This window comes from Micromonospora citrea (assembly GCF_900090315.1).
Lineage (GTDB): Bacteria > Actinomycetota > Actinomycetes > Mycobacteriales > Micromonosporaceae > Micromonospora > Micromonospora citrea.
In genome coordinates, this window is record NZ_FMHZ01000002.1 from 4380306 (window position 1) to 4392162 (window position 11857).

The following is an 11857-nucleotide window of genomic DNA, read 5'->3' on the forward strand; positions in this document are numbered from 1 at the left end:
GCCCGGGCCGGTGGGTACGATGGGACGACGCGCCGTCACCCGGCGCGCGCCGGTGCCCGCGCGCGCCACCTCGCTGAAGCCCGTCCGAGCAGCTCAGGGGAGCAATCGTGGAATTTTCGCCCAGCACCGATCTTCCGGCCGGCGCCGACAACGGCGAGGTGGGTGGCCACCTGCCGGAGCTGCCCGCCGGCTCGGCCCGGGTGGTCCCGCTCGGCCTGACCTTCGACGACGTGCTGCTCCAGCCGGGCGAGTCGGACGTGGTGCCCAGCCGGGTCAACACGGTGACGAAGCTGACCCGCAACATCGACCTGAGCATCCCGCTGCTGTCCAGCGCCATGGACACGGTGACCGAGGCGCGGATGGCCATCGCGATGGCGCGTCAGGGCGGCATCGGCGTGCTGCACCGCAACCTGTCGGTGGAGGACCAGGCCCTCCAGGTCGACCTGGTCAAGCGCTCCGAGTCCGGCATGATCACCAACCCGGTCACCGCCAGCCCCGACGACACCCTCCGCGAGGTCGACGCGCTCTGCGGCCGGTACCGGATCTCCGGCGTGCCGGTGGTGGACGGCGAGGGCCAGCTGGTCGGCATCGTGACCAACCGCGACATGCGCTTCGTCACCGACCCGGACACCCCGGTCCGCGAGATCATGACCCGGACGCCGCTGATCACCGCGCCGGTCGGCGTGAGCAAGGACGAGGCGCTGGCCCTGCTGCGCCAGCACAAGGTCGAGAAGCTGCCGATCGTCGACGGGGCCGGCAAGCTGCGCGGGCTGATCACCGTCAAGGACTTCACCAAGAGCGAGCAGTACCCGATGGCGACGAAGGACGAGGCCGGCCGGCTGCGCGTCGCCGCCGCGATCGGGGTCGGCGAGGACTCGTACAAGCGGGCCCGGGCGCTCGTCGACGCGGGCGTGGACGTGCTGATCGTGGACACCGCGCACGGCCACCAGCGGGCCGTGCTGGACATGGTCCGCCGGCTGAAGAAGGACGTGGGCGTCGACATCGTCGGCGGCAACGTCGCCACGTACGCCGGGGCGAAGGCGCTGGTCGACGCGGGCGCCGACGGCGTCAAGGTCGGCGTCGGCCCGGGCGCCATCTGCACCACCCGGATCGTGGCGGGGGTGGGCGTACCGCAGATCACCGCGATCATGGAGGCGGCCCGGGCCGCCCGCCCGGCCGGCGTGCCGGTGATCGGCGACGGCGGCATCCAGTACTCGGGCGACATCGCCAAGGCGCTCGTCGCCGGCGCCGACACGGTGATGCTCGGCAGCCTGCTGGCCGGCTGCGAGGAGAGCCCCGGCGAGCTGATCTTCGTCAACGGCAAGCAGTTCAAGGCCTACCGGGGGATGGGCTCGCTGGGCGCGATGCAGTCCCGGGGCCAGGCGAAGTCCTACTCGAAGGACCGCTACTTCCAGCAGGACGTGACCAGCGACGAGAAGCTGGTCCCCGAGGGCGTCGAGGGTCAGGTGCCCTACCGGGGGCCGTTGGCCCGGGTGGCCCACCAGCTGGTCGGCGGCCTGCGGCTCGCCATGGGGTACGCGGGCGCGGAGAACATTCCCGACCTGCACCACCGGGGCCAGCTCATCCGGATCACCGCGGCCGGGCTCAAGGAGAGCCACCCGCACGACATCCAGATGACCGTCGAGGCGCCCAACTACCACACCCGCTGACCCACCACCCCCAACCACCTGGAGTCCCCCATGCGTGACGTGGTCGAGATCGGGCTGGGCAAGACCGCGCAGCGCGGCTACCACCTGGACGACATCGCCATCGTGCCGAGCCGCCGGACCAGGGACGTCGACGACGTCTCCACCGCCTGGCAGCTCGACGCGTACCAGTTCGGCATCCCCTGCGTCGGGCATCCCTCGGACGCGACGATGAGCCCGGCGTCCGCCGTCCGGCTCGGCCAGCTCGGCGGTCTCGGCGTGCTCAACGTCGAGGGACTGTGGACCCGCTACGAGAACCCGGCCAAGGTGCTGGAGGAGCTGTCCGCGCTCGACGAGGACGCCCGCACCACCAAGCGGCTCCAGGAGGTCTACGCGGAGCCGATCCGCCCCGACCTGATCGCCGAGCGGGTCCGCGAGCTGCGCGCCGGCGGCGGGACGGTGGCGGTGCGGGTCAGCCCGCAGCACACCCTGGCGCTGGCCCCGGTGATCCTCGACGCCGGCGTGGACATCCTGGTCATCCAGGGCACCCTCGTCTCGGCCGAGCACGTCTCGACCACCGAGGAACCGCTCAACCTCAAGGAGTTCATCGCCGACCTCGACCTCCCGGTCGTCGTCGGCGGCTGCACCGACTACAAGACGGCGCTGCACCTGATGCGCACCGGCGCGGCCGGCGTGATCGTCGGCATCGGCGGCGACGAGTGGTCCACCACCGACTCGGTGCTCGGCATCCGGGTGCCGATGGCGACCGCGATCGCCGACGCGGCGGCGGCCCGCCGGGACTACCTCGACGAGACCGGCGGCCGGTACGTGCACCTGATCGCCGACGGCGACATCGAGACCTCCGGCGACATCGCGAAGGCGCTCGGCTGCGGCGCGGACGCGGTGATGCTCGGCGAGCCGCTGTCGCTCTGCGCGGAGGCGCCGGCCGGCGGCGCCTGGTGGCACTCCGCCGCCAGCCACCCGTCGCTGCCGCGCGGCGCGTTCGAGGCGGCCGGCGAGCCGCTCGGCTCGATGGAGCAGCTCCTCTTCGGCCCTGCCGACGAGCCGGACGGCCAGCTCAACCTCTTCGGCGGGCTGCGCCGCGCGATGGCCAAGTGCGGCTACCGCGACCTCAAGGAGTTCCAGAAGGTCGGCCTGGTCCTCGACCGCTGACCTGCGCAAGCGCCACCATCCGCACCGGCCGCGCCGATAGGCTCGGCCGGTGCGTCGTACCCGCCGTCGGATCCGTCCCGCGCTCGCCGTCGCCCTCGTCGCGGCGCTGACGTTCACCTCCTGCACCGACGGCGGTGAGCGGGGCGACTTCCGGCCGGGGGCGGCCGACCTCGCCGACCCGTACGTGCCGGGGGCCGGCAACGGCGGCTACGACGTGGACAACTACCGCCTCGCAGTCCGCTACGACCCGCCCGCCGACCGGCTGACCGGCCGGGCCGTCGTCACCGCCACCGCCACCGCGCCGCTGTCCCGGTTCAACCTCGACCTCGCCGGGCTGGACGTGTCGCGGGTGAGCGTCGACGGCGCGCCGGCCCGGTCCGCCCGCGACGGCGACGAGCTGGTGGTCACCCCGCGCGACGGCCTCTCCCGGGGCGCCCGGTTCGCCGTCGAGGTGGACTACGCGGGCGTGCCGTCGGCGCGGGCCGACGGGCAGCTCGGCAGCGGCGGCTTCCTGCACACCGGCGACGGCGCGATCGCGCTCGGGCAGCCGTGGTCGGCGGCCACCTGGTTCCCGGTCAACGACCACCCGTCCGACAAGGCCACGTACGACATCGAGGTGACCGTCCCGGAGGGGCTGGCCGCGCTGAGCAACGGGGTGCCGGGGGAGCGGACCAGCGCCGACGGCTGGACGACCTGGCGCTGGGCCGAGCGGGCGCCGATGGCCAGCTACCTGACGACCCTGGTGATCGGCGACTACCGGGTGCGGAGCGGCACGCACGCCGGCAGGCCGATCGTCACGGCGGTGCCGGCGAGCCTGCCGGTGGACGGGCCGGAGGCCGCCTCGCTGGCCCGCACCGGTGAGATCGCCGACTTCCTGGCCACCCGGTTCGGGCCGTACCCGTTCGACTCGTACGGGGGGATCGTGGTCACCGACGCCCGGGTCGGCTACGCGCTGGAGACCCAGTCACGACCGGTCTACGGGCCGGGATTCTTCCGCGGTGGACGCCCCAACCTGGGCGTGGTCGCGCACGAGCTGGCCCACCAGTGGTTCGGCAACAGCGTGGCGCTGAGCCGGTGGCGCGACATCTGGCTCAACGAGGGCTTCGCCAGCTACGCGGAGTGGCTGTGGGAGGAGCACGACGGCGGCCGCACCGCGCAGCGCAACTTCGAGCTGGAGTACGCCGCCACCGACTGGTCCCGCCCGGTCGTCGACCCCGGACGGTCGGGGTTGTTCGGCACGGCCGTCTACAAGCGGGGGGCGCTCACCGTGCACGCGCTGCGCCGCACGGTCGGCGACGACGCGTTCTTCCGCATCCTGCGCACCTGGACGGCCGAGCGGCGGGGCGGCAACGCCACCACGGAGGACCTGGTCGCGCTCGCCGAGCGGGTCTCGGGGAAGTCCCTGCGCCCGCTCTTCGACGCCTGGCTCGTCGGCGGCACCGCGCCCGCCCGGCCCTGAAGCGCCCCCGCCCGACCCGGGCGTGCCGGCACTGCCCTGACGCGCCCCGCACTGCCCTGACGCGGCCGTCTCATCCGGGCGTGCCGGCACTGGCCCTGACGCGCCCCGCCATGCCCTGACGCGGCCGTCTCATCCGGGCGTGCCGGCACTGGCCCTGACGCGGGCCGCCGGGCGCGCTCGGTAGGCTGCCGCGGACCGGCCGGGCGCGGGCCCGGCTCCGTCGTCGGCGGCGGGCGGGTCGTGCGGGCGCGGCGACCGGCGGTCGCGGGCCCGCCGTGCGGGCGGCCGGCGAGGCAGGGAGGGGACGAGTCGATGACGCTGTCGCGGCGGGTTCTGCGCGCGGGCACGGGCCTGCTGCTGGGCGGGACGCTCGGGTTGACCGGGTGCGGGTCGGCCGACGACCCGGCCCCCGAGCCGACCACCGCCGCCGCCGCGTCGCCGAGCGGGGGTCGCCAGTTCAAGCCCGGAGCGGCCGGCGTCGGCGACGCGTACTTCCCCACCTACGGCAACGGCGGGTACGACGTCAGCCGCTACACGGTCAAGGTCCGCTACGACCCGGAGCGGGACCGGCTCACCGGCACCACCACCGTGCAGGCGGCCGCGACCGGCGACCTGTCCTCGTTCAACCTGGACCTGGCCGGTCTGAGCGTGCGGTCGGTGACCGTGGACGGCGCCCCGGCCAGGCACAGCCGCAAGGACGACGAACTCGTGGTCACGCCGGCCACCGGCCTGATCGCGGGCAACGGCTTCGTCGCCGAGATCGCGTACGAGGGCGAGCCGCAGCCGCTGCGCAACGAGACCCTCGGCGTCGGCGGATTCCTGCACACCGACGACGGCGCGATCGCCCTCGGCCAGCCCGAGTCGGCGAGCACCTGGTTCCCCGTCAACGACCACCCGTCGGACAAGGCCACCTACGACTTCGAGATCACCGTCCCGAAGGGACTGGCGGCGGTCAGCAACGGCGTGCCGGCGGGAAGGAGCACGGCCGGCGACTGGACCACCTGGAAGTGGTCCGAGCGCAGCCCGATGGCGAGCTACCTCAGCACCGTGGTCATCGGGAAGTTCCGGATCACCGAGGGCGAGCACAAGGGACGGCCGGTGTTCCACGCGGTCACCACCGGCCTGCCCGAGGGCGCGGCGGACCGGTCGATCGCCGACACGGTCGAGGTGGCCGACTACCTGGAGACCGTCTTCGGGCCGTACCCGTTCGGGTCGTACGGCGGCGTGGTCATCTCCGACGCCCGGATCCGGTACGCGCTGGAGACGCAGAGCCGGCCCGTCTACTCGGCGGGCTTCTTCTCCGGCGGCGACAACACCGGGGTCGTGGCGCACGAGCTGGCCCACCAGTGGTTCGGCAACAGCGTGTCGCTGGCCCGTTGGCAGGACATCTGGCTCAACGAGGGGCTGGCCACGTACGCCGAGTGGCTCTGGGCCGAGCACGACGGTGGGCGCACGGCCCAGCAGGCGTTCGACGCCCGGTACGCGGGCTCGTCCGGACAGGTCTGGCGGACCCCGCCGGGCGATCCGGGGGTGGCGAACCTGTTCAGCGAGTCGGTCTACCAGCGGGGCGGGATGACCGTGCACGCGCTGCGGGTGGCCGTCGGCGACAAGAAGTTCTTCGAGATCCTGAAGGCGTGGGCGGCGCAGAAGCGCGACGCCAACGCCACCACGGCCGAGTTCGTCGCGCTGGCCGAGCGGATCTCGGGCAAGCAGCTCGACGGACTCTTCGACGCCTGGCTGCGCGGCACCGAGCGCCCCGCCCGGCCCGCGCGCCTGTGACGGCGGTCAGCCCTTGACGCGCAGCTCCGGGTGGGCGGCGAGGTACGCGTCCGCCCGGCCGGCGCGCAGCTCGGTGAGGAACTTCCGGCCGGTCGGCTTGAGCTGCTCGCCCCGGTAGGCGCTGCCCTTGCCCACCCCCTCGCCGGGCAGGCCCACCAGCACGAACCGGTCCGGCGAGAGCCCGCCGAGGGCGTACGCGACGTCGACGATCCGCGGCCCGCCGGCGTAGACCAGCGTGTCACCGAGGGCGTCGACGACCTGCTGGACGCGCTCCGGCTGCCGGGCCAGGTCCTCGTCGAGGATCTTGGTCACCAGCGCCTTGACCAGCTGCTGCTGGTGGCGCTGTCGGGCGTAGTCGCCGCCGGTGATGTAGCGCTGGCGGGCGTAGTCCAGCGCCTGCCAGCCGGTGAGGTGCCGCTCGCCCTTCTCGTACACCATCTGCGGCCCGACGTAGCCCCCGCCGCCCGGCGCGGGCTCCCGGTGCCGGCCGTCGGGGCGGCGGTGCAGCGAGACGACCCGCTGGTCGACGTAGAGGTCCACCCCGCCGAGCTGGTCCACGAGCTTGTCGAAGCCGTTGAAGGTGAGCACCGCGCCGGCGTCGATGCGCAGCCCGGTGTAGCCGCTGACCGTGCTGCGCAGCAGCTCGTACCCCTGGGCGGCGCTCGGCTGCTTGGGCTTGCCGGGCACCCGGCTGCCGTAGCTCATCGCGTGGGTGAGCTTGGTCCTGCCGCCGCGGTAGCCGGCCCTGGGGAAGGCCGGGATGTCGACCAGCAGGTCGCGGGGGAGGGAGAAGAGGTACGCCCGGTCGAGGCCCTTCGGCACGTGGACCACCAGCACGGCGTCGCCGTGCGGCTCCCAGCCGGGCACGCTGACCCGGGTGTCCACGCCGACCAGCAGGAGGTTGAGCGGGCCGGTGATGCCGGCGCCCGGCGGCGCGGTCGGGCCGGGGGTGGGGCTCGGGGTGGCGGCCGGGCCGGGCGTCCCGGTGGCGGCGGTCGGGCCGCCGCGCCGCGGCCCGTCGTCGCCGACGAGCCGGGTGACCACCAGCGCGCCGACGGCCACCAGCGCCACCGCCGCGAGGGCGGCGAGCCCCAGCACCCACCTCGGGCGCTGCGCCCCTGTCCCCTGAGCCATGCGACACCCCCGTGTGAGACAACGTACGGACGCCGGGCCCGGGTTCGGGTGGGCGCGACCGGATCGACGGACCGGAGCATGATCGCGCGAAACCCGTGCTGGCGCGATGGCTACCGACCGGTAATGATGCGTCCATGCGGTACGACGTGGTCGTCATCGGGTCCGGCTTCGGCGGCAGCGTCGCGGCGCTCCGGCTGGCCGAGAAGGGCTACTCGGTCGGGGTGCTGGAGGCGGGGCGGCGCTTCGCCGACGACGAGTTCCCCCAGACCTCCTGGCGGCTGCGCCGGTTCCTCTGGGCGCCCCGACTCGGCTGCTACGGCCTCCAGCGGCTCACCCTGCTCCGGGCGGCCGACCGGCGGGCCGGCGGCGGCGTGCTGGTGCTCTCCGGGGCCGGGGTGGGCGGCGGCTCGCTGGTCTACGCGAACACGCTCTACGAGCCGCTGGACGCCTTCTACGCCGACCCGCAGTGGCGGGACGTCACCGACTGGCGTGCCGAGCTGGCCCCCCACTACGACCAGGCGAAGCGGATGCTCGGCGTCACCACGTACCCGGTCGACACCAGGGCGGACCGGGCGATGCGGGCGGTGGCCGAGCGGATGGGCGTCGGGCACACCTTCCACTCCACCCCGGTGGGCGTGCACATCGGCATGCCCGGCCAGCGGGTCGCCGACCCGTACTTCGGCGGCGCCGGGCCGGAGCGCACCGGCTGCACGCACTGCGGCGCCTGCATGACGGGCTGCCGGCACGGCGCGAAGAACACGCTGGTCAAGAACTACCTGTGGCTGGCCGAACGGCTCGGCGCGGCGGTGCACCCGCTGACCACGGTGACCGCCGTCCGCCCCGCCGAGGGCGGCGGGTACGCGGTGCACACCGTGCGCACCGGCGCCTGGCTGCGCCGCCGGCGCCAGGTGGTCCACGCCGACCAGGTCGTCTTCGCGGCCGGCGCCCTCGGCACGCAGCGGCTGCTGCACGAGATGAAGGCCACCGGCGCGCTGCCCGCGCTCTCGCCCCGCCTGGGCGAGCTGACCCGCACCAACTCGGAGGCGATCCTCGGCGCCTCGGTGCCCCGCCGGCGGGCCCGCGCCGACGGGCTCGACTTCACCGAGGGGGTGGCGATCACCAGCTCGTTCCACCCCGACGCGCAGACCCACGTCGAGCCGGTCCGCTACGGGCGGGGCTCCAACGCGATGGGCCTGCTCCAGTCGCTGCTGGTCGACGGCGGGCCGCGCCGGGTGCGCCGCTGGCTGGGCGCGCTGCTGCGCCAGCCCGGGCTGGCGGCGCGGATGCTCTCGGTGCGCGGCTGGTCGGAGCGTACGGTGATCGCCCTGGTCATGCAGTCGGTGGACAACTCGCTGACCACCCGGTTCCGGCGTGGCCCGCTCGGCCGGCGCCTGGTCTCCGGGCCGGGGCACGGCGCGCCCAGCCCGACCTGGATTCCGGCGGGGAACCGGGCGGTCCGGCTGCTCGCCGAGGAGATCGGCGGTACGCCCGGCGGCGCGCTGACCGAGCCGTTCGACATCCCGGTGACCGCGCACATCCTCGGCGGGGCGGTCATCGGCGTCACCCCGGCCGAGGGCGTGATCGACCCGTGGCACCGCGTCCACGGTCACCCGGGGCTGCACGTGGTGGACGGCGCGGCGGTCTCGGCGAACCTCGGGGTCAACCCGTCGCTCACCATCACCGCGCAGGCGGAACGCGCGATGTCCTTCTGGCCCAACAGGGGCGACGCGGACCCGAGGCCCCCGCTCGGTGAGCCGTACCGTCGGCTGGAGCCGGTGCCGCCCCGCCTCCCGGCGGTCCCGGCCGACGCCCCCGGCGCCCTCCGGATGTGACGAGGGCGCGGCGTCCGGGTCAACCCGTCGGGCGTCGGAGTCCGGGTTCGCGACGGTCCGTCCAGGCGACCAGTACCGCGTGCGGGAGGGTGAGCGCGGCCAGCACGGCGACCGTCGCGGGCAGCGGGTCGACCCGGTGGCCGGGCCAGGCGACCAGCGCCAGCAGGGCACCGACGGCGACCACCGTGGGAGGCGCCGCCTGCCGGGCGAAGCGACGCAGCGGCGGTCCGACCCGCCCGGCTCGCAGGTCGGCCGCGTTGCGCGGATCGTGTCGCAGCAACCGGGCGACGTGGCGGCCGGAGTGCCAGGCCGCGAAGTACGCCCCCACGGCCAGGGACGGCGGCACGGTGCCGAACAGCGCGGCGAGGAGGGCCGGCTGGACGGCGTCGCCGACACGTCCGGCATTGACGTCCCTGATCATGGTGACCGCGACCGCGCCCAGCACGGTGGCCAGTGCCAACGCCCGCACCTCGGTGGTGAGCAGCGCCGGTGCCCGCGGGGCCACCGCCGCCAGCAGCGGGTCGACGTGGTCCCGCCACAGCGCCAACGGAAGGACGACCGGCAGCCCCCCGTACGCGACCACGGCGGCCACCCTCGGCCGGACCGGGCGGCCGTCCCGTTCCGCGTGGAACGCCTCGTCGGCGGTGCCGAAATGCACGACCGAGACGGTGAGGAACCCGACCAGCGCCAGGGCCGGTGCGGCCCGGAAGGCGGCCAGCCCGGCGCCGGCCACGGCCGCGTAGCTCACCAGCAGCGTCACGCGCGCCGACAGCGGCCGGGCGCGCGCCGACAGCCACGCGGGCACCAGGTGGTCGACGGCGCCGTGCGGGAGCCCGAGGAGCAGCCCCACGAGCAGGAAGACCGGCGAGCCGCCCAGCCCGACGACGTCTATCAGTGGTGCCAGTGCCAGCAGCCCGCCGAGCGCGAGTCGCGAGGCGGTCCCGGCGTGCCGCAGCAGCCGGTCCGGGCGTTGCGAGCCCTCCGCCGGGTCGGTGGTGCCCGCCGGGAGCCGTCGGGTCCCGGCCGACACCCGGCCGGTCGCCGCTGGCGCTCGGCGGCCGGACCCGGCGGCCGGGTCAGGCGACGGTGAGGTGGCCACGATCGGACAGGGCGCGTAGCCGGCCGAGATCGAGGATGCTCCAGCCCACCTTCGACAGGATGGAGAGCACGACGAAGAGCAGGCTGGTGGTGGCGGAGCCGAGCAGGCCGACACCGGACGGGCCGAGGATCCAGAACAGCGGGTAGCCCACCCAGAGCGCGCTGAGCAGCAGGGCCGCCTCCTTGTACACCGCCGCGATCCCCGCCGGCTGGCGATGGGCGTGCAGGCGCAGCGGTCCCCAGATCAGGCCGTACACCGCGCAGAGGGCCAGCACCCCGATCCCGTAGAGGGCGTAACGGACCGTGGCGTCCGTCGCGAACTCGGCGACCAGGCCGCTGAGGAGCATCACCACGTTCACCCCGACGAGGGCGCCCATCAGTCTCCAGCGGCGCCCCGGCAGCGAGTGCGTCGCGGTCAGCATCAGCGCCACCAGCAGCAGGGACGCGGTCACCACCCAGTCGACGTACCGCGCCCAGTAGAGCGTGTGGCCGGCCACCTCCGCCCGGCCGCCGCCCAGCGCCATGACCAGGTACCAGAAGCCGGACCAGAGCGGGATCGCGATCGCCACCCGGTACTCGCTGAGTGGGACTCCGCGCGGGTCGGCGCGCCACCGGTTGAACAACACGACCCCGCCCGCCATGGCGGCGACGTACATCCACAACCACCACTCGGTCATGCCCGCTCCTCGGCCGCGTTCCAGGCGTGCCACATCCGTTCTTCGACTGGCCTTCCGCCCCGCCCTGAGCGGAGCCCTGGTCTCCGTTGCCGGGGATCTCGTTCGGGAAGCCCGTGCCGCCCGGTCCCGATAGCCTATACGCGCAGAAAGGGTAGTTTGTCCAACAGGTGCGTTTTGCTGGAGAGCCCTGAGGTCGCCATGAACGTCGAGAACCTGTTCGGTTACAACGTCGTCCAGTACACGCTGGTGTCCCACGTGCTCACGCTGGGCTTCGCCGTGATGGCCGCCGGGCTGGTCTACTTCCTCGCCACCCGCGGCGCGGCCGCACCGCGCTATCAGCTCGCCTCGGTGCTCTCCGCCGTGGTGATGGTGTCGGCCTTCTTCGAGCTGTGGGTGCTCTCGGAACGCTGGCGCCAGGCGTTCACGTGGAACGGAACTGCCTACGTCCAGTCGGACGTGCTCTTCTCCAACGGCTACCGGTACATGAACTGGTCGATCGACGTCCCCGTCCTGCTGATCCAGCTACTCATCGTGCTGGGGGTCACCGGCCGGGCGTTCCACCTCAACTGGGCGATGTTCGTCGTCGGCGGCCTCGGGATGATCTACACCGGCTACGCCGGGCAGTTCCACGAGGCGGACCGCTCGGCGCCGTACTGGGTCTGGGGCCTGGTCAGCACGGCGTTCTTCCTGTTCCTGCTCGCCCTCGTCGCCCGGGTGATCTTCGGCAGCCTGGCCCGGCTGCCGGAGTCGGCCCGGGGCGTCGCCCGGGCCGTCTGGTGGCTGGTGCTCGTCTCCTGGCTGCTCTACCCGGGTGCCTACCTGATGCCGGCCATGTGGGACTCCGCCGACGGGGTGGTGGCGAGACAGATCACCTACACCGTGGCCGACATCACCTCCAAGGTCGTGTACGGCGTGCTGCTCGGCGTCATCGCGCGGAAGGTCAGCGTGGCCGAGGGGTACGCCCCGGCGGTCGAGGACGACGTCGCCCGGCCCCGCGGTGGGATCACCGCCGCGGCGCGGTGACGGACCGGCGGGGACCGTGCCGGGGTCGTCGGTAGG

The 11857-nt window shown here is 74.1% G+C and carries 9 protein-coding genes; 6 read left to right on the plus strand and 3 right to left on the minus strand.

Annotation, left to right across the window (positions count from 1 at the left end):
• Positions 1-107 precede the first annotated feature (107 nt).
• The 4 genes from guaB (at position 108) to GA0070606_RS20195 (ending at position 6057) form a co-directional block, all read left to right on the plus strand.
• Positions 108-1670 carry an IMP dehydrogenase gene (guaB, locus tag GA0070606_RS20180; protein WP_091102830.1) on the plus strand — a complete coding sequence of 521 codons (1563 nt, stop codon included), beginning with the start codon at positions 108-110 and terminating at the stop codon, positions 1668-1670.
• Between the two features lie 30 nt (positions 1671-1700).
• Positions 1701-2819: a GuaB3 family IMP dehydrogenase-related protein gene (locus GA0070606_RS20185; RefSeq protein WP_091102833.1), complete on the plus strand. Its 1119-nt coding sequence runs from the start codon at positions 1701-1703 to the stop codon at positions 2817-2819.
• Between the two features lie 49 nt (positions 2820-2868).
• Positions 2869-4278, plus strand: a complete 1410-nt coding sequence (locus GA0070606_RS20190) for a M1 family metallopeptidase (RefSeq protein ID WP_091102835.1) — start codon at positions 2869-2871, stop codon at positions 4276-4278.
• A gap of 312 nt (positions 4279-4590) precedes the next feature.
• Positions 4591-6057 carry a M1 family metallopeptidase gene (locus GA0070606_RS20195; RefSeq protein WP_176737373.1) on the plus strand — a complete coding sequence of 489 codons (1467 nt, stop codon included), beginning with the start codon at positions 4591-4593 and terminating at the stop codon, positions 6055-6057.
• A 6-nt stretch (positions 6058-6063) separates the two neighbouring features.
• On the opposite strand, the gene GA0070606_RS20200 is transcribed toward GA0070606_RS20195, so the two are convergent.
• Positions 6064-7191, minus strand: a complete 1128-nt coding sequence (locus GA0070606_RS20200; protein WP_091102839.1) for an LCP family protein — start codon at positions 7189-7191, stop codon at positions 6064-6066.
• 134 nt (positions 7192-7325) lie between these two features.
• On the opposite strand from GA0070606_RS20200, the gene GA0070606_RS20205 reads away from it, so the two are divergent.
• Complete coding sequence (locus GA0070606_RS20205) at positions 7326-9023, plus strand: FAD-dependent oxidoreductase (RefSeq protein ID WP_091102842.1); 1698 nt, start codon at positions 7326-7328, stop codon at positions 9021-9023.
• A gap of 19 nt (positions 9024-9042) precedes the next feature.
• Here GA0070606_RS20205 and GA0070606_RS20210 read toward each other — a convergent pair whose 3' ends face one another.
• Both GA0070606_RS20210 and GA0070606_RS20215 read right to left on the minus strand, forming a co-directional pair.
• Positions 9043-10053, minus strand: coding sequence for a Brp/Blh family beta-carotene 15,15'-dioxygenase (locus tag GA0070606_RS20210; protein ID WP_176737374.1), 1011 nt, complete (start codon positions 10051-10053; stop codon positions 9043-9045).
• Between the two features lie 46 nt (positions 10054-10099).
• On the minus strand, positions 10100-10798 hold the full coding sequence (locus GA0070606_RS20215) for a bacteriorhodopsin (RefSeq protein WP_091102850.1): 699 nt from the start codon (positions 10796-10798) through the stop codon (positions 10100-10102).
• Between the two features lie 174 nt (positions 10799-10972).
• Between GA0070606_RS20215 and GA0070606_RS20220 the strand changes: the two genes are divergently transcribed.
• Complete coding sequence (locus GA0070606_RS20220) at positions 10973-11821, plus strand: bacteriorhodopsin (protein WP_245724748.1); 849 nt, start codon at positions 10973-10975, stop codon at positions 11819-11821.
• Positions 11822-11857 lie beyond the last annotated feature (36 nt).

Coding starts and splice junctions, on each gene's coding strand:
- GA0070606_RS20195 (WP_176737373.1), top strand. CDS start 4,591: ATGACGCTGTCGCGGCGGGTTCTGCGCGCGGGCACGGGCCTGCTGCTG.
- GA0070606_RS20200 (WP_091102839.1), bottom strand. CDS start 7,191: ATGGCTCAGGGGACAGGGGCGCAGCGCCCGAGGTGGGTGCTGGGGCTC.
- GA0070606_RS20185 (WP_091102833.1), top strand. CDS start 1,701: ATGCGTGACGTGGTCGAGATCGGGCTGGGCAAGACCGCGCAGCGCGGC.
- GA0070606_RS20205 (WP_091102842.1), top strand. CDS start 7,326: ATGCGGTACGACGTGGTCGTCATCGGGTCCGGCTTCGGCGGCAGCGTC.
- GA0070606_RS20215 (WP_091102850.1), bottom strand. CDS start 10,798: ATGACCGAGTGGTGGTTGTGGATGTACGTCGCCGCCATGGCGGGCGGG.